Source organism: Klebsiella sp. DY2415 (assembly GCF_026314315.1).
GTDB lineage: Bacteria > Pseudomonadota > Gammaproteobacteria > Enterobacterales > Enterobacteriaceae > Klebsiella > Klebsiella ornithinolytica.
On the sequence record NZ_CP111115.1, the window covers coordinates 5,416,422 to 5,437,882 of the forward strand.

General features: G+C 56.2%; 18 protein-coding genes and 1 riboswitch. Of the genes, 8 read left to right on the forward strand and 10 right to left on the reverse strand.

The features are described from left to right. Positions 1-8: 8 nt before the first annotated feature. Positions 9-188, reverse strand: a riboswitch (cobalamin riboswitch). A 115-nt stretch (positions 189-303) separates the two neighbouring features. Beyond that, positions 304-1,404 (forward strand): tRNA (uridine(54)-C5)-methyltransferase TrmA, encoded by a 1,101-nt coding sequence (trmA, locus tag OQV00_RS25630; RefSeq protein ID WP_015585422.1) that lies wholly within the window; start codon positions 304-306, stop codon positions 1,402-1,404. Positions 1,405-1,459: 55 nt separating this feature from the next. Here the strand turns inward: trmA and OQV00_RS25635 are convergent, their stop codons facing one another. After that, positions 1,460-1,819 (reverse strand): YijD family membrane protein, encoded by a 360-nt coding sequence (locus tag OQV00_RS25635; protein WP_004869462.1) that lies wholly within the window; start codon positions 1,817-1,819, stop codon positions 1,460-1,462. 15 nt (positions 1,820-1,834) lie between these two features. After that, positions 1,835-2,470, reverse strand: a complete 636-nt coding sequence (gene fabR / locus OQV00_RS25640; protein WP_004869459.1) for an HTH-type transcriptional repressor FabR — start codon at positions 2,468-2,470, stop codon at positions 1,835-1,837. A gap of 196 nt (positions 2,471-2,666) precedes the next feature. On the opposite strand from fabR, the gene sthA reads away from it, so the two are divergent. After that, positions 2,667-4,067: a Si-specific NAD(P)(+) transhydrogenase gene (gene sthA, locus OQV00_RS25645; protein ID WP_004869456.1), complete on the forward strand. Its 1,401-nt coding sequence runs from the start codon at positions 2,667-2,669 to the stop codon at positions 4,065-4,067. Here sthA and oxyR read toward each other — a convergent pair. The 4 genes from oxyR to argC form a co-directional block, all read right to left on the reverse strand. Beyond that, positions 4,050-4,967 (reverse strand): DNA-binding transcriptional regulator OxyR, encoded by a 918-nt coding sequence (oxyR, locus tag OQV00_RS25650; RefSeq protein WP_004869452.1) that lies wholly within the window; start codon positions 4,965-4,967, stop codon positions 4,050-4,052. The two genes, sthA and oxyR, sit on opposite strands and share 18 nt — an antisense overlap. 277 nt (positions 4,968-5,244) lie before the next feature. Continuing rightward, entirely contained in the window at positions 5,245-6,618 is a 1,374-nt protein-coding gene (argH, locus tag OQV00_RS25655) for an argininosuccinate lyase (protein ID WP_015585423.1), read from the reverse strand. A gap of 103 nt (positions 6,619-6,721) precedes the next feature. Then, complete coding sequence (gene argB, locus OQV00_RS25660; protein ID WP_088402725.1) at positions 6,722-7,498, reverse strand: acetylglutamate kinase; 777 nt, start codon at positions 7,496-7,498, stop codon at positions 6,722-6,724. 6 nt (positions 7,499-7,504) lie between these two features. After that, the gene (gene argC, locus OQV00_RS25665) at positions 7,505-8,509 is read right to left on the reverse strand and encodes an N-acetyl-gamma-glutamyl-phosphate reductase (RefSeq protein WP_004869444.1); all 1,005 of its coding nucleotides are present in this window, start codon (positions 8,507-8,509) and stop codon (positions 7,505-7,507) included. Between the two features lie 178 nt (positions 8,510-8,687). Between argC and argE the strand changes: the two genes are divergently transcribed. Both argE and ppc read left to right on the forward strand, forming a co-directional pair. Then, complete coding sequence (argE, locus tag OQV00_RS25670) at positions 8,688-9,839, forward strand: acetylornithine deacetylase (protein WP_004869442.1); 1,152 nt, start codon at positions 8,688-8,690, stop codon at positions 9,837-9,839. Between the two features lie 255 nt (positions 9,840-10,094). Next, a complete protein-coding gene (gene ppc / locus OQV00_RS25675; RefSeq protein ID WP_004869440.1) occupies positions 10,095-12,746 on the forward strand; it encodes a phosphoenolpyruvate carboxylase in 2,652 nt (883 codons plus the stop codon). A gap of 109 nt (positions 12,747-12,855) precedes the next feature. Here the strand turns inward: ppc and zinT are convergent, their stop codons facing one another. Further along, positions 12,856-13,506, reverse strand: coding sequence for a metal-binding protein ZinT (gene zinT / locus OQV00_RS25680; RefSeq protein ID WP_015585425.1), 651 nt, complete (start codon positions 13,504-13,506; stop codon positions 12,856-12,858). 151 nt (positions 13,507-13,657) lie between these two features. Between zinT and OQV00_RS25685 the strand changes: the two genes are divergently transcribed. From OQV00_RS25685 to gldA, 3 genes are all read left to right on the forward strand, one after another. Then, positions 13,658-14,509: a helix-turn-helix transcriptional regulator gene (locus tag OQV00_RS25685; protein ID WP_004869432.1), complete on the forward strand. Its 852-nt coding sequence runs from the start codon at positions 13,658-13,660 to the stop codon at positions 14,507-14,509. Between the two features lie 204 nt (positions 14,510-14,713). Further along, positions 14,714-15,376 carry a fructose-6-phosphate aldolase gene (fsa, locus tag OQV00_RS25690; RefSeq protein ID WP_004869426.1) on the forward strand — a complete coding sequence of 221 codons (663 nt, stop codon included), beginning with the start codon at positions 14,714-14,716 and terminating at the stop codon, positions 15,374-15,376. A gap of 54 nt (positions 15,377-15,430) precedes the next feature. Beyond that, positions 15,431-16,534: a bifunctional L-1,2-propanediol dehydrogenase/glycerol dehydrogenase gene (gldA, locus tag OQV00_RS25695; RefSeq protein WP_032724973.1), complete on the forward strand. Its 1,104-nt coding sequence runs from the start codon at positions 15,431-15,433 to the stop codon at positions 16,532-16,534. A 30-nt stretch (positions 16,535-16,564) separates the two neighbouring features. Here gldA and metF read toward each other — a convergent pair whose 3' ends face one another. After that, complete coding sequence (metF, locus tag OQV00_RS25700; RefSeq protein ID WP_266279618.1) at positions 16,565-17,455, reverse strand: methylenetetrahydrofolate reductase; 891 nt, start codon at positions 17,453-17,455, stop codon at positions 16,565-16,567. Positions 17,456-17,622: 167 nt separating this feature from the next. Beyond that, positions 17,623-18,522: a LysR family transcriptional regulator gene (locus OQV00_RS25705; protein WP_004869414.1), complete on the reverse strand. Its 900-nt coding sequence runs from the start codon at positions 18,520-18,522 to the stop codon at positions 17,623-17,625. A gap of 90 nt (positions 18,523-18,612) precedes the next feature. Here OQV00_RS25705 and OQV00_RS25710 point away from each other — a divergent pair, with 90 nt between their 5' ends. Next, positions 18,613-18,984: a carboxymuconolactone decarboxylase family protein gene (locus OQV00_RS25710; RefSeq protein ID WP_004869411.1), complete on the forward strand. Its 372-nt coding sequence runs from the start codon at positions 18,613-18,615 to the stop codon at positions 18,982-18,984. A gap of 44 nt (positions 18,985-19,028) precedes the next feature. Here OQV00_RS25710 and OQV00_RS25715 read toward each other — a convergent pair whose 3' ends face one another. Beyond that, positions 19,029-21,461 (reverse strand): bifunctional aspartate kinase/homoserine dehydrogenase II, encoded by a 2,433-nt coding sequence (locus OQV00_RS25715; protein WP_004869409.1) that lies wholly within the window; start codon positions 21,459-21,461, stop codon positions 19,029-19,031.

Genomic DNA, 21,461 nt, shown 5'->3' on the forward strand with positions numbered 1-21,461 from the left:
TAGAAACCAAATGCGACGTATTCCGGCAGGTCTTCGGGCTTGGGGCGTGTTATGGATGAGGACTTCCCACCTGACATCGGCAGTGTCTGCATAATGCGTTCATCCCACCTTCCTTACCGCTGCGCGTCAGCCCCAGATTTGCACTGGGTTCCCTTTTAACTCACAGGACCGGTTACACAATGCTATAATTAGAAACATATAGATGTCCAGACTTCTATAATTATATTTGATCCCTTCTCCGGGCTGGACATCCCCTACGCTTTCCCTACAATCCCCGCGTACTTATTTTATTCAGGATGCATCATGACCCCAGAACACCTTCCGACCGAACAATATGAAGCGCAGCTGGCAGAAAAAGTCGTCCGTCTGCAAAAAATGATGGTGCCTTTTGCCGCGCCGGTTCCGGAGGTGTTTCGTTCGCCGGTAAGTCATTATCGTATGCGTGCTGAATTCCGCCTGTGGCATGACGGTGACGACCTGTACCACATCATGTTCGATCAGCAGACGAAATCCCGGATTCGCGTCGATAGCTTCCCGGCGGCAAGTGAGCTCATCAATCAACTGATGGTCGAGATTCTTGACGGCGTGCGCGATAACCCGGTTCTGCGCCATAAACTGTTCCAGGTCGATTATCTGACGACCCTGAGCAACCAGGCCGTGGTATCGCTGCTGTACCACAAAAAACTCGACGATGAGTGGCGCCAGCAGGCCGAGATCCTGCGCGATGCGCTGCGCGCGAAAAACCTCAACGTGCATCTGATTGGCCGGGCCACCAAAACCAAAATCGAGCTCGATCAAGATTACATCGATGAGCGTCTGCCGGTTGCCGGTCGCGAAATGATCTATCGCCAGGTAGAAAACAGCTTCACTCAGCCGAATGCCGCCATGAATATCCAGATGCTGGAGTGGGCGCTGGACGCCACCAAAGAGGCGACGGGAGATTTACTGGAACTGTACTGCGGCAATGGTAACTTCTCGCTGGCCCTGGCGCGCAACTTCGATCGCGTACTGGCAACGGAAATCGCCAAACCGTCGGTCGCGGCAGCGCAGTACAACATTGCGGCTAACCATATTGATAACGTGCAGATTATCCGTATGTCGGCGGAAGAGTTTACGCAGGCCATGAACGGTGTCCGGGAGTTTAATCGTCTGCAAGGTATTGACCTGAAAAGCTATCAGTGTGAGACGATTTTTGTCGATCCGCCGCGCAGCGGGCTGGATAGTGAAACCGAGAAGATGGTGCAGGCGTACCCGCGTATTCTGTACATCTCCTGTAATCCGGAGACCCTGTGCCAGAATCTGGAAACCTTAAGCCAGACCCATGACGTCACGCGTCTGGCGCTGTTCGATCAGTTCCCGTACACCCATCATATGGAGTGCGGCGTCTTATTAACCCGCAAGTAGGCGATTTTTACAGAACCCGGCCCCACGATACTTGCCGGGTTCTGGCGTTAAGCGGTTACTCTGCCGCCGCATCCTTCCGGTTACGAATCCGGTAGCCGATCCAGAACACGGTAATCACCGACAGCACGGCCGGGAAGAAATTGGAGCCGATGTCCGGATATTCCGCGCGTACCACGGTGCTATACAGCAGAACGCCGAGAATAAAGCAGGCCGCCGCCAGGCCTGGCAGCCCCACGGGCATACTGCGGTTCTGGTAGCGCTGATGCAGACAGTAAACTGTCAGCAGCAAAGACAGAACCGGGAAGATGGAAAAGGGAACAATCGAGCTGAACAGCGCGGCGAAGGTTCCATTAATGGATAAACCAGCGATCAGCGCCAGCAGCAGCGTACCTTTATCTTGAACTGAGTGTTTCATTGCTCGTCCTTCACGTTATTCGGAATGATTTGACATTTTTTCTTGTTCGCGGCGATACCAGTAATACGCGCCTTTCGAGATCATTCTGAGCTGCAGTACCAGTCGCTCTTCCAGCTGCCGACGCTGTTCAGGACTGACGTCCAGCGCCTCAGCGCCCGCGCTGAAAACGATAGTGACCATAGCTTCAGCCTGCGCTTCGGTAAAGGCGCGCGGCATATGGTTTTCGATTTCTAAATAATCGGCAAGTTCCGCGATGAAATGTTGAATTTCACGCGCCACGGCGGCACGAAACGCCGCGGATGTGCCAGAACGTTCCCGCAACAACAGACGGAAAGCGTTTGGGTTATTACCTATAAATTCCATGAATGTGGAGACAGAGGTGCGAATCACGCTGCCGCCTTTGGCGATACGCTGCCGCGCCTGACGCATCAGCTGACGTAGCATGAGCCCGCTCTCGTCGACCATCGTCAGACCGAGTTCGTCAACATCGCGAAAATGGCGATAAAAGGACGTTGGTGCAATCCCCGCCTCGCGCGCAACTTCGCGCAAACTCAAGCTGGCGAAACTCCGCTCAGCGCTCAGCTGGCTGAATGCGGCCTCGACCAGCGAACGTCGGGTTTTCTCTTTTTGTAGCGCTCTTACGCCCATCACGATGTCTGAATCCTTCCAATAGACCTGTTGGCACTATACCAGAGATTAAAACTAATCGGTTTAGCCAGGTTTGTGAATGATTGTTTACGAGCCGAATCTGCTTTTATGCCGCAAAAAAGCACAACGATAATTGGGTTAAAGCCCGGCGAATGTTATCATCGTGTTTATTTTATGTATAAAACAGGTGAGTAATGCCATGTCACACTCTTGGGATTATGATGCAATAGTGATTGGTTCCGGCCCTGGCGGTGAAGGTGCTGCGATGGGACTGGTTAAACAGGGAGCGCGTGTCGCCGTTATTGAGCGCTATCATAACGTCGGCGGCGGCTGTACCCACTGGGGTACCATCCCGTCGAAAGCCCTCCGCCATGCCGTCAGTCGTATTATCGAGTTTAACCAAAACCCTCTCTACAGCGACCATTCCCGTCTTCTTCGTTCTTCCTTCGCCGACATTCTTAACCATGCCGACAGCGTCATTAACCAGCAGACCCATATGCGTCAGGGTTTCTATGAGCGCAACCACTGCGAAATATTGCAGGGCAACGCGCACTTTGTTGATGAACACACGCTCGCCCTGGAATGTCACGACGGCACCGTCGAAACGATCACCGCGGAGAAATTCGTCATCGCCTGCGGCTCCCGTCCGTATCATCCGGCTGATGTCGACTTTTCCCACCCGCGCCTTTACGACAGCGATTCTATTCTCAGCCTGCAGCACGAGCCCCGCCACGTCATTATCTATGGTGCCGGGGTGATTGGCTGTGAGTACGCGTCCATTTTCCGCGGTATGGAAGTCAAAGTGGACCTGATAAATACCCGCGATCGTCTGCTGGCATTCCTCGATCAGGAGATGTCCGACTCCCTCTCCTACCACTTCTGGAACAGCGGTGTGGTTATTCGCCACAACGAAGAGTACGAGAAGATTGAAGGCGTTGATGACGGCGTGATCATGCATTTGAAATCGGGTAAAAAACTAAAAGCAGATTGCCTGCTGTACGCCAACGGGCGTACCGGTAACACCGATTCCCTGGCACTGGAAAATATTGGTCTGAAAACCGATAGCCGCGGTCAGCTCAAGGTCAACAGCATGTATCAGACCGCGCTGCCGCATATCTATGCCGTAGGCGACGTCATCGGTTATCCAAGTCTGGCATCAGCCGCTTACGATCAGGGTCGCATCGCCGCGCAGGCGCTGATTAAAGGTGAGGCTTCTGCCCATCTGATCGAGGATATCCCCACCGGTATCTATACCATCCCGGAAATCAGCTCCGTCGGTAAAACCGAGCAGCAGCTGACCGCCATGAAGGTACCGTACGAAGTGGGCCGCGCGCAGTTTAAACATCTGGCACGGGCGCAAATCGTCGGCATGAGCGTGGGCACGCTGAAGATCCTGTTCCATCGGGAAACGAAAGAGATCCTTGGGATTCATTGCTTTGGCGAGCGCGCGGCCGAGATTATTCATATCGGCCAGGCGATTATGGAGCAAAAAGGTGGTGGCAACACCATTGAGTACTTCGTCAACACCACCTTTAACTACCCGACCATGGCGGAAGCCTATCGGGTTGCCGCGCTAAACGGCTTAAACCGCCTGTTTTAACGCTTTGTCGAAATGGCCATCCATGGTGCTGCGGATGGCCTCCGCCAGATGTTCGTAGCGGCTGCGCAGCGGGGAACCGGGGCGGTAAACCAACCCGATCGTTCGTCTCGGTTCCGGCTTAATGCACGGAATATAGACCACGCCATCGCGTTTTCTCTCCTGCGGCACCGCTAACGCCGGCAGCAGCGTGATCCCGCTGCCTGCGGCCACCATGTTACGCAGCGTTTCGAGACTGGTCGCGCGGAAATGCGTATCTTCATCCGCACCGGCCTCAAAACAGAACCCCATCGCCTGATCGCGCAGGCAGTGGCCATCTTCCAGCATCAGCAGCTTCTCCCCGGCCAAATCGGACATCGGCACGCGATCGCGATTTGCCCACGGGTGATCTTCGTAGATTGCCAGCATCATCGGCTCGTCAAACAGCGGCACCTCGATAAAGGCCTCGCTCTCTTTCACCAGCGCGAGGATCGCGCAGTCCAGCTTGCCGCTGTCCAGCTGGGCCAGCAGCTGATGCGTTTGGGCTTCATGCAGGTACATTTCCAGCTTGGGAAACGTCTGGTGCAGCATCGGTATGATTTGTGGCAACAGGTAAGGGCCAATGGTCGGAATCAGGCCAATATGCAGCGGCCCGGACATGGTTTCACCCTGTTGACTTGCCATTTCCTTGAGCACTTTGACTTCGCGTAACACGGTACGCGCCTGATCCACCAGCAACAGTCCGGCCTGGGTAAACAGAACCTTACGGCTGGTGCGCTCCAGCAACATGACCCCAAGTTCATCCTCCAGCTTGCGAATTTGTCCGCTAAGCGTGGGTTGGCTGACGTGGCAGGAGTCCGCCGCGCGCCGGAAGTGGCGGTGCTCGGCTAGCGCAACCAGGTATTCAAGATCGCGAATATTCATTATTCATCCTCCGTCGCCATGATAGTTCATGGCGATAGATAGCATAGCAACGAACGATTATCCCTATCAAGTTTTCTGTTCAATAATAAACCCAGAAACGAGGCAAAAGTCAGAAAATCACGACATTGCCTCAGCATATTCCCTGACCAGATAACTAAAGCCAACGTGAACTTTTGCGGACCTTGTGTCCGCTTTTTTTTTGCATAAAAAAGCCCGGACATAGCCCGAGCCTCTTTTCTCACTCATCCCACTAGAATCATTCAGGAGCGGCGAGGATTTACACCAGACGCTGTTTCGCGTCAGCAATCGCCTGGGCAACCTGCTTCGGCGAGACGCCGCCTTTTGCCGAGCGCTTATCCAGACAAGACTGCAGCGACAGAATCGGATAGACATCGTCGGCAATCACGCTGCTAAACTTCTGCAGGTCGGCCAGCGCCAGATCTTCCAGCGGTTTGCCCTGGGCGATCGCTTCAACAACCGCTTCCCCGACGATATGGTGCGCTTCACGGAACGGTACGCCTTTCGCAACCAGATAATCCGCCAGTTCGGTCGCATTTGCGTAGCCCTGCTGCGCCGCCTCTTCACAACGCGGACGCTTGACCTGAATACCATCCAGCACCAGCGTCGCCATATGCAGGCAGTCAAGCCAGGTATCGAGCGCGTCGAACAGCCCTTCTTTGTCTTCCTGCATATCTTTATTGTAGGCCAGCGGCAGACCTTTCAGAGTCATCATCATTCCGGTCAGGGCACCCTGAACACGGCCACATTTTCCGCGGATAAGTTCGAGCGCATCCGGATTCTTTTTCTGTGGCATCAGCGAGGAACCGGAGGTAACGCGATCGGATAATTCAATAAAACCGGCTTCGCCCGTATTAAAGAAAATCAGATCTTCGGCGAAACGTGACAGGTGAACCATGCCAATCGACGCATCGGAGAGCAGCTCCAGTACGTGGTCACGGTCAGAAACGCTGTCCAGGCTATTGCGGGTCGCCGAAGCAAAACCCAGCCAGTCAGCCAGCTGCTCGCGATCGATATCATAGGCGGTACCCGCCAGCGCACCGCAGCCCAGAGGGCTGACGTCCAGACGCTTAAGGGTATCCTGCAGGCGGCTTTCATCCCGCGCCAGCATCTCAACGTAGGCCAGGCACCAGTGGGCGAACGTCACCGGCTGCGCACGCTGCAGGTGGGTATAACCCGGCATAACGGCATCCTGGTTGTTCTGCGCCGTATCCACCAGCGCGCTTTGCAGCTGGCGGTTCGCAGAGAGTAGCTCCGCAACGGTATCTTTACACCACAGCTTCAGGTCGGTTGCGACCTGATCGTTACGGCTCCGCCCGGTATGCAATTTTTTACCCAGCTGGCCCACTTTGTCGATCAGTTTACCTTCCACCCAGCTGTGGATATCTTCCGCATCGCTTGCAAGAATTTGCTGCGGATTCGCCCGCACCTCTTCCAGCAGCACGCTGAGCGCCTCTTCCAGCTGCTGCTGCTCAGCGGCACTCAGAACGCCCACCGTCACCAGCGCTTTAGACCAGGCAACAGAGCCAACGATATCCTGCTCCGCCAGGCGATAGTCGAAGCGCAAAGAGTCGTTGAACTGCTTGAACCGCTGATCTGCTGCCTGAGTAAAACGCCCGCCCCAAAGTGCCATAACCATTTTCCTTAAATTCGTTTAGTTCTGCCGGGTGACGCTTCGCTAACCCGACCTACAGTCTTGTAGGCCCGGCCAGCAATACGCCGCCGGGCATGAAATATTAAGCCAGAATACGCGTGCCGATAGGCGTGCCATTAAATAATGCCGGCAGCTGTTCCGCGTGACGCCAGGAGGCGATATCCACCGGGCGTCCCAGCGCGCGCGCCGCATCCAGCGCGGCATTCACCTTGACGATCATGCCGTCAGTGATAATGCCTTGTTCGATCAGCTGCTCCGCCTTCGCCGCGGTCATCTCCGCGATGCGCTGGCCTTTACCATCGAGAATACCGCTGACATCGGAAAGCAGAATCAGATCCGCGCCGAGGGTCGCCGCCAGCGCAGTGGCCGCCTGGTCAGCATTCACGTTCATCAGCTCTCCTTCATCGGTCACGCCGATCGAACTGACTACCGGCAGGTAGCCGCCGGCCAGCAGGGTGTTAATCAGCGCCGGCGATCCCGGCTGCGCCAGGCCAACGTGGCCCAGATCTTCATCAAGCTGAGTGACCTTCACGCTATCACCATCGCCAAGGAACAGGCCAACGGACATAATATGGTGTTTCTTCGCCCATGCCAGCAGCGTCTTATTCGCGGTTCCCGCCAGCGCACCGGTAATAATGTCGATCTGATCCGCAGGCGTCACCCGCAGACCGTTTTTCTTGTTCACCGGCAGGTTGAGCTGCTTCATCAGCTCATCCACCACACAGCCGCCGCCGTGAACAATAACCAGCGGGCGATGATGCGTTTCACGATAATTGACCAGCGCGGTAAACAGACGCTCCAGCGCTTCTTCGCTGTCGAGTAAAACGCCGCCGAGTTTGATAATTAATGGGTTCATCATCACACCTTAAATAAGAGACTGCGTTTCAGCGAAGCCGAAACGAATATTCGCGCACTGTACTGCCTGTGCTGCCGCGCCTTTCAGCAGGTTATCTTCCGCCGCCACCACGATGATATGCTGGTCCTGAACCGCAAAACCGATATCACAGAATGGCAGACCTACGACGTTTTTCAATGCGGGCACGCCTTTATCGTATAAACGTACCAATGGCTTATCGGCATACGCCTGCTGGAACACACCGGCAACCTGCTCTTTGCTGACGCCCGGCTTCAGGCGGCAGGTAATGGTTTCCAGAATCCCACGTTTAAAGTTGCCGAGATGAGGCGTAAAAATCACCTCTGCGCCAAGATGGGTCGAGATTTCCGGGTGGTGACGATGGTTGAACACGCCATACGGCTGCAGACTGACTTCACAGAAGCTATTGCCGATGGCCGCTTTACGTCCCGCACCGCTGACGCCGCTGGTGGCGTTGATCACCGGCCACTGGGTAAGATCCAGCAGGTCCGCATCGATCAACGGCTTCAGCGACAGCTGAGCCGCCGTTGGATAGCAGCCCGGTACGGCGACCAGATTCGCCTCTTTCAGTTTGTCGACGCTCCACTCTGCCAGGCCATATACCGCCTGCTCAAGCAGGGCCGGATGCTGATGAGTAAAGCCGTAATATTTTTCGTAGAACGCACCGTCATTTACGCGGAAGGCGCCGGATAAGTCGAACACCACGCAGCCTGCGGCAAGGAACTGCGGCGCCAGGTCGTGGCTCACTTCATGGGCGGTAGCGAGGAAGACGACATCCACCCCGGCGCTAAATTCGCTGATATCTGACATCGGCTGCAGCGGTAAATCCACAATGCCTTTCAGCTGCGGATGCAAATCGGAAATTGATTTCCCTGCATCATTGCTTTGCGCGGAGACCGTCAAAGCGGTTATGGTCATATGAGGATGGCGATTTACATAGGTCACTAGCTCTGCGCCGGCATAACCGCTGGCACCCACAATCAGCGTCTTCAACATCGGGGCTCTTCACCTTCTTACGTCATATTTGTCCAGGAAGCATTTCTCTTCCTCACCCTGTTAAGCCGTAAGCACTTTCCCTACATTTTATGGGTTTTCTTACGCTCAACGATAATGTATTTTTATTCACTAATACTGCATGAATATTGATACTATCATGACCCGAGGTGTGTCAACAATGAAAAACAATTTACCACCCTTTATCGAGATTTACCGCGCATTGATCGCCACACCTTCCATCAGCGCAACCGAAGAGGCGCTGGATCAAAGTAATGAGACTTTAATCAATTTACTCGCCGGCTGGTTCCGCGAAATCGGCTTCAATGTCGAAGTGCAGCCGGTGCCAGATACGCGCAACAAATTCAATATGCTGGCCAGTACCGGCCACGGCGCTGGCGGCCTGCTTCTCGCCGGCCATACGGATACCGTTCCCTTTGATGACGGCCGCTGGACCCGCGATCCTTTCACCCTCACCGAGCACGAAAACAAGCTGTACGGCCTCGGCACCGCCGACATGAAAGGCTTTTTTGCCTTTATTCTTGATGCCCTGCGCGATGTCGATGTCAGTAAGCTGAAAAAACCGCTCTACATCCTGGCTACCGCCGATGAAGAGACCAGCATGGCCGGCGCCCGTTACTTTGCCGAAACGACCCTGCTACGCCCGGATTGCGCCATCATCGGCGAACCAACCTCTCTGCAGCCGGTACGCGCGCACAAAGGCCATATGTCCAACGCCATCCGTATCCAGGGGCAGTCCGGCCACTCCAGCGATCCGGCGCGCGGCGTCAACGCCATTGAGCTGATGCACGATGCCATTGGTCGCATCATGCAGCTGCGCGACTCGCTGAAAGAGCGCTATCACTACGATGCCTTCACCGTACCCTATCCGACGCTCAACCTCGGGGCTATCCATGGCGGCGACGCGTCAAACCGAATCTGCGCCTGCTGCGAGCTGCATATGGATATTCGCCCGCTTCCGGGCATGACGCTCAACGATCTCAACGGACTGCTGGATGAAGCGCTGGCACCGGTTAGCGAACGCTGGCCGGGTCGCCTGACCGTCTCCGAGCTGCATCCGCCGATTCCGGGTTACGAATGCCCACCGGACCACCGGCTGGTCCAGGTCGTTGAAAAGCTACTCGGCGCACAAACTGAAGTCGTGAACTACTGCACCGAAGCGCCGTTTATTCAGACGCTCTGCCCGACGCTGGTTTTAGGTCCAGGCTCTATTAATCAGGCCCACCAGCCGGATGAATATCTGGAAACCCGCTTTATCAAGCCGACCCGTGAGCTGATTACGCAGGTTGTCCACCATTTCTGCTGGCACTAAAAGCCAGCGGATCCCGCCCCTTTTCCTGGGGCGGGACGGTGATTCTGGTCACATTTCCATAAGCAACGCTTATCAAGCGACGTCTGAGTTAAATTTCGCAAATTGCCGCCATTTATTCGTTTGCTGAAGCGATTTCGCAACAATTGACGTGGGGGTTTTTACGTGGCTTTATAAAAGACGGCTGCTTATCCGCCGCTCAACGTTGCAGAGTGCCGGGTATAACAAAATAAAATGAGATGGGGTGTCTGGGGTAACATGAACGAACAATATTCCGCTTTGCGTAGTAATGTCAGTATGCTCGGTAAGGTGCTAGGCGATACCATCAAGGATGCACTGGGAGAGAACATTCTTGATCGTGTCGAAACTATCCGTAAATTGTCCAAGTCTTCTCGCGCCGGCAATGAAGCCAATCGCCAGGAATTGCTCACCACGCTGCAAAACTTGTCCAACGACGAGCTGCTGCCGGTCGCTCGCGCCTTCAGCCAGTTCCTGAACCTGGCGAATACGGCGGAGCAGTACCACAGTATTTCGCCAAACGGCGAAGCGGCCAGCAATCCGGAAGTGATTGCCCGCACCCTGAGAAAACTCAAAGACCAACCTCATCTCAACGAAGACACCATTAAAAAAGCGGTGGAGTCCCTGTCTCTGGAGCTGGTGTTAACCGCTCACCCCACCGAGATCACCCGCCGTACGCTGATCCACAAAATGGTGGAAGTGAACAACTGCCTGAAGCAGCTTGATAATAAAGATATCGCGGATTACGAACACCATCAGCTGATGCGCCGTCTGCGCCAGCTGATCGCCCAGTCATGGCATACGGATGAAATCCGTAAGTACCGCCCGACCCCGGTTGATGAAGCGAAATGGGGTTTTGCCGTTGTTGAAAACAGCCTGTGGGAAGGGGTACCAAACTACCTGCGCGAGCTGAATGAACAGCTGGAAGAGAACCTCAACTATCAGCTGCCGGTTGACTTTGTACCGGTGCGCTTCACCTCCTGGATGGGTGGTGACCGCGACGGTAACCCTAATGTGACCGCCGATATCACCCGTCAGGTGCTGCTGCTGAGCCGCTGGAAAGCCACCGACCTGTTCCTGAAAGATATTCAGCTGCTGATTTCCGAACTGTCGATGGTCGAATGTACCGACGAACTGCGGGAGCTGGCCGGTGCGGAAGGCGCGCAGGAACCGTATCGTTATCTGATGAAAAAACTGCGTACCCAGCTGATGGAAACCCAGGCCTGGCTGGAAGCTCGCCTGAAAGGACAGAAGCTGCCGAAACCTGTCGGCCTGATTACCCAGAACGAACAGCTGTGGGAACCGCTTTATGCCTGCTATAAGTCGCTACAGTCCTGCGGCATGGGCATTATCGCCAACGGCGAACTGCTCGATACCCTGCGCCGCGTGAAATCGTTCGGCGTACCGCTCGTGCGTATCGATATTCGTCAGGAAAGCACCCGCCATACCGAAGCGCTGGGGGAGATGACCCGCTATCTCGGCATCGGTGATTACGAAAGCTGGTCAGAAGCCGACAAACAGGCCTTCCTGATCCGCGAACTGAACTCCAAACGCCCGCTGCTGCCACGTCAGTGGGAGCCAAGCAATGAAACCCGCGAAGTGCTCGATACCTGCCGGGTGATCGCCGAAGCGCCGCACGGATCCATCGCCGCTTACGTGATCTCCATGGCGAAGACGCCATCCGATGTGCTGGCGGTTCACCTGCTGCTGAAAGAGTCCGGTATCGGCTTTGCTCTGCCGGTTGCACCGCTGTTTGAAACCCTGGACGATCTGAACAACGCCAATGACGTCATGACCCAGCTGCTGAACATCGACTGGTATCGCGGCTTTATTCAGGGCAAACAGATGGTCATGATCGGCTACTCCGATTCGGCGAAAGATGCCGGCGTGATGGCCGCGTCCTGGGCGCAATACCAGGCGCAGGATGCGTTGATCAAAACCTGCGAAAAAGCCGGTATTGAACTGACGCTGTTCCACGGACGCGGCGGCTCTATCGGTCGCGGCGGCGCCCCGGCGCACGCGGCGCTGCTTTCTCAGCCTCCGGGAAGCCTGAAAGGCGGCCTGCGCGTGACGGAACAGGGCGAGATGATCCGCTTTAAATACGGTCTGCCGGAAGTCACCATCAGCAGTCTGTCGCTGTACACCAGCGCAGTCCTGGAGGCCAACCTGCTGCCGCCGCCGGAACCCAAACCGGAATGGCGTCACATCATGGCCGAGCTGTCGGACATCTCTTGTGACATGTATCGTGGCTACGTGCGTGAAAATAAAGACTTTGTCCCTTATTTCCGCTCCGCAACGCCGGAGCAGGAACTGGGCAAACTGCCGCTCGGCTCGCGTCCGGCAAAACGTCGCGCCACCGGTGGCGTCGAGTCCCTGCGCGCTATTCCATGGATTTTCGCCTGGACCCAGAACCGCCTGATGTTGCCGGCCTGGCTGGGCGCAGGTACCGCGCTGCAAAAAGTGGTAGAAGATGGCAAGCAGAGCGAGCTGGAAACCATGTGTCGCGACTGGCCGTTCTTCTCTACCCGTCTGGGCATGCTGGAAATGGTGTTCTCGAAGGCTGACCTGTGGCTGGCGGAATACTACGATCAGCGTCTGGTGAAACCGGAGCTATGGAAACTGGGCGCGGAGCTGCGTGAGCTGCTGTCCAACGGGATCAAAGTGGTGCTCGATATTGCAAACGACTCCCACCTGATGGCCGACCTGCCGTGGATCGCCGAATCTATCCAGCTGCGTAACATCTATACCGACCCGCTGAACGTCCTGCAGGCAGAACTGCTGCACCGTTCGCGTCTGGCGGAAGAAGAAGGTAAAGAGCCGGATCCGCGCGTCGAACAAGCGCTGATGGTCACCATCGCGGGCGTTGCCGCAGGTATGCGCAACACGGGCTAATTTATCAGCCGTTCCCGGTAAGACGATATTTACCGGGGAAAGCGTAACCGGATCGCGCCCGATCCGGTTACGCTTTCCCCGGTCCGCATCACGCGGCCGGGGATTTTTATTAATGGTGCAGCATTTCGTCGACAATCTGCTCTTTATGCAGAGCATAAGGATAATACGTCGGCCAGTTATCCATCTCTTTCAGTAGGGCCTCCTGCGAGTCATTGCCCATGAAGATATGGAAATGCTGTGATTTACGCGGTGCGATAATATGATCGCTGAACTGAACAAATTTCGGCGCTTTTGATTCCGCCTGCTGACATTCGAACAGGTAACGCACGCCTTTCTTGCCGGAAGCATAGGTCAGGATCTTATAGCCGGAATAGGTGTATTTACAGGCATTAACGGTTTTGCCAACGTGGAACTCCATCACGTTATCTTCGATCCCAATCTGGTCCACATCGGTGGCATACCCTTTCTTATAATATTCCCGATATTCCGCCACGCTCTTGCCGCCCGCTTTTTTGGCTTTTTGCTCCAGCACCGGATCCAAATCCCCCTTCAGCAGATACGGATTCACCGACTGCCAGATCCCATCCCAGTCGCTCAGCGCCCGATCTTTAACGTCGGCATCGGCAAAAATACCCTCGCTGGCCTTCACCTCCGCCTCCGTTAACGCGGGGCCATGGCTATGGTGGCCGTGAGCAAAGGTCTGAGCACTGGCTAACAGCATGCCAACCCCCAGCGCAAGGGCAGAAATCTTTTTGGTCATCACTCTCTCCTGAGTTAACATTTGCAATGTTATGTTACGATATAACATATCATGTATAATCTGCAATACGATTCCCCTTCATTACCCTCTGCTTTTACCCTTTCCACGCTGTCCGGTATGATAAAAATGTGGCGCCTTCTACGGAGCAAGAATGGATACCGACCTCAATCAGCACATCGACGCGTTAATCAAAAGCCCGGCGACGATCCGGCAGATCCGATTTGCCACCGACAGCCGTCCGGCTTCCGGTAACGTGCAGAAGGCGGATTTTCCACGCCTCGACATCATGCTTGATGGGCAGCTTCACGATGCCGGTATCAAAGCCGATCCGCCCGTGCTGTCCCGGCATGACGTGCTGTTTATTCACGCCGGCGGATGGCATTCTCCCCGTTGGCAGTCGCCCTGTACCGTTCTGAGCATTGTGTTTGGCAAGCAGCAGTTAGAGCTCACCCTGACGCGCTGGAACGGCAGTATGTTGAATGTTGAGGAGAGGCTTCAGGTACCGCGCCGCGGCCCCCGGACCGGCTCCTTCCTGCTCCAGGCACTCAATGAGATGCAGATGCAACCGCAGGAACAACACACCGCGAGATACATCGTTATCAGCCTGCTGAGCCACTGCGCCGACCTGCTTGGTAGCCAGGTGCAAACCGCCTCCCGAAGTCAGGCGCTCTTTGAAGCGATCCGCAAATACATCGACGCTCGCTTTGCCGAACCGTTAACCCGCGAATCGGTGGCACAGGAATTTTATCTCTCGCCAAACTATCTCTCCCATCTGTTCCAGAAATGCGGGCCCATGGGGTTTAACGAGTATCTGAATCACATCCGACTTGAGCAGGCCCGAATGCTGTTAAAAGGCCACGACATGAAAATCAAAGATGTCGCTCACGCCTGTGGTTTTGTCGACAGCAACTATTTCTGCCGTCTGTTTCGCAAGAATACCGAGCGTTCTCCCTCCGAGTATCGCCGCCAGTATCACAGCCAGCTGACGGAGAAGCCGCGCTAAGCAGAAACTAGATTTTTGTAAGTAAGCCATCGCGTTTTTACGCTCGCCCTGCCCAGGTTCGCCAGATATAGCTGGAAAATGTGATCTAAATCATCCTTACCCGCAATGCGTACATTTATCCAGTTTTTGGCAAATTTGTCATCTGGCGACCCGCCGAGGAGAAGCCGTATCCTTACCTCAACATCACTGAATTGAGGAAAGGCTATGGAACTCTATCTGGACACCGCGAACGTAGCAGAAGTTGAACGTCTGGCAAGAATCTATCCGCTGGCCGGAGTGACCACCAACCCGAGCATTATCGCCGCAGGCAAAACGCCGATCTGGGATGTTCTCCCGCGTCTGCAAAAGGCCATTGGAGCCGATGGAACGCTGTTTGCCCAGACGATGAGTCGCGATGCTGAGGGCATGGTGGCGGAAGCCAAACGGTTGAGTAATGCCGTTCCGGGCATCGTGGTTAAAATCCCGGTCACCGCTGAAGGCCTCGCCGCTATCAAATTACTGAAGAAAGAAGGCATCCCGACGCTGGGTACCGCGGTCTATAGCGCCGCGCAGGGGCTGCTGGCAGCGCTGGCGGGGGCAAAATATGTTGCCCCTTATGTCAACCGCGTCGATGCCCAGGGGGGGGACGGGATTCGCATGGTGCAGGAGCTGCAATCCCTGCTGGAACAGCACGCGCCGGGGAGCAAAGTGCTGGCCGCCAGCTTTAAAACTCCGCGTCAGGCGCTGGATTGCCTGCTGACCGGCTGTGAAGCTATCACCCTTCCCTTAGACGTAGCGCAACAAATGCTCGGCACCCCTGCGGTAGAGTCAGCCATAGAGAAGTTTGAGCAAGACTGGAATAACGCTTTTGGCAATCTGAACCTGTAACCCGATTGTCGCGTCGCCAGAGGGCGGCGCCACGATCAACCAGGAGGAATCGAAATGGATCGCATTATTCAATCCCCAGGCAAATATATTCAGGGTGCGAATGCTATCACCCGCCTTGGCAACTATCTCAAACCGCTGGCCGAACGCTGGCTCATTGTCGGCGACAAGTTTGTGCTGGGTTTTGCCGAAGAAAAGCTGCGTAAAAGCCTGACCGATGCGGGTCTGGCTGCTGAAATCGTGCCGTTTGGCGGTGAATGCTCGCATAATGAAATCAATCGCTTGCGTGAAATCGCCGGCGCTGCCCGCTGCAATGCCGTGCTGGGAATCGGCGGCGGAAAAACGCTGGATACCGCGAAAGCATTAGCCCACTTTATGAATCTTCCGGTAGTGATTGCCCCGACAATTGCCTCAACGGATGCCCCCTGCAGCGCCCTCTCCGTTATCTATACCGACGAAGGCGAGTTTGACAGCTATCTGATGCTGCCGCGCAACCCGAACATGGTGATTGTCGATACGCAAATTGTCGCCGGCGCTCCGCCGCGCCTGCTGGCAGCGGGCATCGGTGATGCGTTGGCCACCTGGTTTGAAGCCCGGGCCTGTTCACGCAGCGGCGCCACGACAATGGCCGGGGGCAAATGCACTCAGGCGGCGCTGGCGCTGGCTGAGCTGTGCTACAACACGCTGATTGAAGAAGGTGAAAAAGCGATGCTGGCGGCGGAGCAACATGTCGTCACGCCGGCGCTGGAGAAAGTTATCGAAGCCAACACCTATCTCAGCGGCGTTGGTTTCGAAAGCGGCGGGCTGGCGGCAGCGCATGCGATCCATAACGGCCTTACCGCCATTCCGGACGCGCATCACTACTATCACGGTGAAAAGGTCGCCTTCGGGACACTGACGCAGCTGGTTCTGGAAAATGCCCCGGTGGAAGAGATTGAAACCGTCGCCGCGCTGTGTCACAGCGTCGGGCTGCCTCTCACCCTGGCTCAGCTGGATATTAAGGGCGATATTCCCGGCAAAATGCGTACCGTCGCGGAAGCGGCCTGCGCAGAGGGAGAAACTATCCACAATATGCCCGGCGGCGCGACCGCTGATGAAGTCTACGCCGCGCTACTGGTCGCCGATCAGTACGGCCAGCGTTTTCTGGACGAGTGGGAATAAAACAACATGGCCCTCGATGAGGGCCATTTTTTATACCGCCGGACGCACGCCCAGCGTATGGCAGATGGCGTAGCTCATCTCAGCACGGTTCAGCGTGTAGAAGTGGAAATCCTTCACCCCTTCACGGCTTAAAATCTTCACCATGTCCATGGCGATATTCGCCCCCACCAGCTGACGAGTTTCCGCATCGTTATCCAGCCCTTCAAACATTTTAGACATCCATACGGGAATACGGACGTTAGTCATGTCGGCAAACTTTTTCGCCTGTTTGAAGTTAGAAACCGGCAGGATGCCTGGAATAATTTCGACATCGATACCGGCGGACACGCAGCGATCGCGAAAGCGCAGATAGCTTTCAACATCAAAGAAGAACTGGGTAATCGCGCGGTTAGCACCCGCATCGACTTTACGCTTCAGGTTCAGCAGATCTGCCTGCGCGCTTTTGGCTTCCGGGTGAACTTCAGGATAGGCCGCAACGGAGATATCAAAATTCCCGACCTCTTTCAGCAGCGTCACCAGATCTGCGGCATACATATCAGGCTTACCGCTACCCGGCGGCAGATCGCCGCGCAGGGCAACGATGTGGCGAATACCGTTGTTCCAGTAGTCTTCGGCGATCGTGCGCAGTTCATCGCGGCTGGCGTCAATACAGGTCAGATGCGGCGCCGCTTCCAGACCGGTACGCTCCTTAATCCCCTTTATGATGCTATGAGTACGGTCGCGCTCGCCGGAGTTGGCGCCATAGGTCACCGAGACAAACTTTGGCTTCAGGCTGCTTAAGCGATCGATGGATTTCCACAAGGTTTGCTCCATTTCACTGGTGCGCGGCGGAAAGAATTCAAAGGACACATTAATCTGGCCCTGCACTTCTGCCAGGCTCTGATTCAGGGCTTCCCGCTGATTGGCGTGAAAAAAGCTCATACCTTACCTCATCAATCGCATTTTATTGTTTGTTGTGTTGCGAACTTCTATACGTTTAGACGTCCAGATGTAAAAATGACGGAAAAGAGAGCAGGCGTCAATAGAAAAATCAGTGTAAAGAGTGAGGAATATTCAGTGAAGATGAGATTAATTCATGCAACTCAACGCTAAGATAATGATTCCTCAATAAACGGCAGCAACCACGCGCGCAAAGCTTCATCTTCCGGTCGCGTCACTAATCCCAGCGACAAACGCAAGCGAGTCCCCTCCAGCGGATGAAATACCACCCCCTGACGCTGTATCGCGGCAAATGATGCCGGCAGCAAAATCATCCCTTCTCCGCGTGCGATACGTGCCAGCAGTACGTCATGCTCAGCGGGCTCCTCCACATACGCCGGCACGTAGCCAATACGCTCAAAAATGCGCCGGGTTGCGTCAAAAAAGGCCGGATTACGTTCGCGCCTGAACCAAAACAGCGGCCGATGATTCAGCTGTTCTAAGACCAGCCGGGAGATTGCGGATTCCGGCCATGACGCGGGTAGCGCCGCAATCAGCGGTTCATGATAGGGCAAAGGAGAAAGCGTTAACCCAGCGGCATCCAGCGGCAGCGCAATCAGCGCGGCGTCCAGCTTGCCTTTGCGCACCTGCTGAGCCAGGGCAGGCGAGGAGTGGCGAAGGAGGGAGAGCGCCCTGACCTGGCGACCCAACGCCGATTCCAGAGACGCAAAAATACCCTGTTCGAAGGCAGTCGTCAGCCCCAGACGTAAGGGCTGCTGCCGGTCATCGGACAGCTGCCCCAGCGCACTCAGCGTCGCCTCCTGCAGCGCCAGAAGCGGACGAATAAGCTCCAGCACCCGCTCACCCTCTGCGGTAAGAATCAGCCCTTTGGTATGGCGGACAAAAAGCGTCACGCCCAGCAACGTTTCCAGATGACGGATATGACGGCTCAGCGGCGGCTGCGAGATGAACAACCGCTGCGCCGCCCGGCTGATATTATTCTCTTCCGCCACCACGGCAAAATAGCGCAGCAGGCGAATATCAAGAGTCTGTAAGCGTAAACTTGTCATACCTGAAAGGTATCACGAAAAGGGTATTACTCAAGTCCGATCAACGCCTCTAACCTTCTTCCCAACCCATCATCATTATGAGGAAAGATCATGACATCCGAGCGTTATACCACCGGCCTGGACATGTTGCAGCGCGTTGACGGTAAAGGCGGCGATGCCGTCGTCAAAAGCCTGCAGGCCATCGCCCCGGACTTTGCCCGCTACCTGATTGAATTCCCGTTTGGCGATATTTACGCCCGCCCGGGGCTCGATTTACGCAGCCGTGAAATCGCCACCATTGCCGCCTTAACCGCGCTGGGCAATGCCGCACCGCAGCTAAAAGTGCATATTGCCGCCGGGTTGCACGTCGGTTTGTCGCAGGAGGAGATTATCGAAGTCATCATGCAGATGGCGGTGTATGCCGGATTCCCGGCGGCCTTAAATGGCCTGTTCGCCGCCAAAGAGGTCTTTGCGGCGCATTGATACTCCGAGACCAGACGCCGGTCTGGTCTCGGGCAGAGGCAGGATTAGAGCAGCTGTGCCAGACGGTTAATATCCGACTGAATAGCGCCAGCGGTCACGTCGCGGCCGGCACCCGGGCCGCGGATAACCAGCGGGTTATCGCGGTACCAGCGGCTCTCGATGGCAAAGACGTTATCGCACGGCAGCAGCGCCGCCAGCGGATGCTCCTCGCGGACGGCTTCAACGCCAACCCGCGCTTTTCCGTTGGCATCAAAACGCGCCACGTAGCGTAGAACCAGCCCCAGTTCACGGGCGGCCTCCAGACGTTGCAGCATCTGTTCGTTCAGCTCTTCGCCATTCTCAAAGAAGTGATCCACAGAGCCCTCTTCACAGTGCGCAGGCACCAGCGATTCGACGCGCACCTGATCGGGCTCGATGTCATAACCGGCTTCGCGCGCAAGGATAACCAGCTTACGCATCACGTCTTTCCCCGCCAGGTCAACGCGCGGGTCCGGCTCCGTCAGCCCCTGCTGCCAGGCCTGATCGACCAGATCGGTAAACGGCACGGTGCCGTCAAACTGCAGGAACAGCCAGGAGAGCGTGCCGGAGAAAATACCGCTCAGCGCCAGAATAGTATCGCCGCTGTCAATCAGGTCGCGCACGGTATGGTTCACCGGCAGACCCGCGCCGACCGTAGCGTTGTACAGCCAGTGGCGGCCCGTTTTCTCGAACGCATCGTGAATCTGACGATATTTGTCGCTGCTGCTGGCCCCGGCCAGCTTATTGGCGCTGATGACGTGGAAGCCGTGGCTGGCAAAATCAAGGTACTGATCGGCCAGCTGCTCGCTGGCGGTCACGTCCAGCACCACTAAATCATCATAGGGATGAGCGCGCATCCACAGGAACAGCGACTCTTCATCCTGCTCAACGGCTTCATCGTTAAAGAACGCTAACGCGCGGCTGGCATCCAGACCGTCGTAGTTAAGCAGGCTGCGGCGGCTGTCCACCACGCCGGCGAGGACAAACTCGAAGCCGGTGCGGGCTGAGAGCGTACTCTGTTCACGGGCAAACAGCTCCAGCCAGCGCGAACCGATGTTGCCTTTACCAAACAGGACCAGGCCAATACGTTTTTCTGCCCGGAACAGGGACTGATGCAGGCCCTGAATCAGGCTTTCCGTCGGGCCTGCGCGCAGCACCGCCACCAGGCTAATCCCCTCTTCAGACTGCCAGGTAAACTCGACCGGCTGTCCTTTCAACTGCTGCCAGAAACGGTGGCAATGCAGCGGGTTACGGCTGACGCCCGCCCCGACCATCGCCACCAGAGCCAGCTTCTGACGCAGACGCAGCTCGCCCGGCAGACCCGCTTCATCGAGCAGACGCAGCGCGCTGTCGGCCACTTCCGAGGTATAGCAGAACTGCAGCAGCTTACGATCGGCATGCACCCCCACCGCCAGCGGGCGCAGCTGGGCGCGTTTAAAGATAAGATCCAGCTCCTTGTGCGCCAGCTTGAAATCCTGACCGGCGGGCACCTGGAACTCAATCAGGCAGACATCATCATGGCTGGTGACAATTCGCGCGCCGGTGCCGGACGCCAGCACGCGCTCAATGCGCGTGGAGCCTTGCTCAGGCGTGTAGCTACAGCGCAGCTGCAGATCGATATCGCTACCGGAGACCGGTTGAAGGGTACGGGCGTGCAGGACCGGAGCCGCCAGGCGCGCCAGCTCGCTGGCTTCATCCAGGCGCAGCAGCGGCAGCAGGCACGCATCCTTCACTTTACGCGGATCCGCGCTGTAGACCCCGGCCACATCGCTCCAGATAGTGACGCGAGACGCCCCGGCCAGGGCACCAATTTGGGTCGCGGAATAGTCAGAACCATTACGCCCCAGCAGGACGGTTTCCCCGGCGCTGTTGCGCGAGATGAAGCCGGTCACCACCAGACGTTTGTTGGGATGTTGCGCCATCAGCTGTTGCAGCAGCGGATAAGACAGACCTTCATCCACCTGCGGCTGCGCAGCGCGTTCGGCGCGCAGGAAGCTACGTGCGTCAAGCCATGCCGCTTCCAGTCCCAGCTGGTTGAGCACCGCGGCCATCAGACGTGCAGACCACACTTCGCCATGGCCGACCACTTCAGCATAGACCGCATCGGTCACGCCGCTATCCAGCAAGCCGGCGAGACGCTCGAGGTCGTGAATAAACGACGCGATCAGCGTATCTGCCGCTTCTGCCGACAGCAGGCTGGCGATCAGCTCCATATGGTAACGGCGCAGCGACTGCTGTACCTGATGCGCAGAAAGGCGATCGGTCTGGCTGAGCTTCAGCCAGCTAATCAGCTGGTTGGTGGTGCTGCCAGCGGCGGAGACAACCATCATGTCACCGGCCTGCGAGTATTCCGTCATGATCCCCGCGACGCGCAGGTAACATTTCGCATCCGCTAAACTACTCCCACCAAATTTGTGCAGCTGACGACCCTTCGCCCCTGCCTGCGCATTCACACTCAT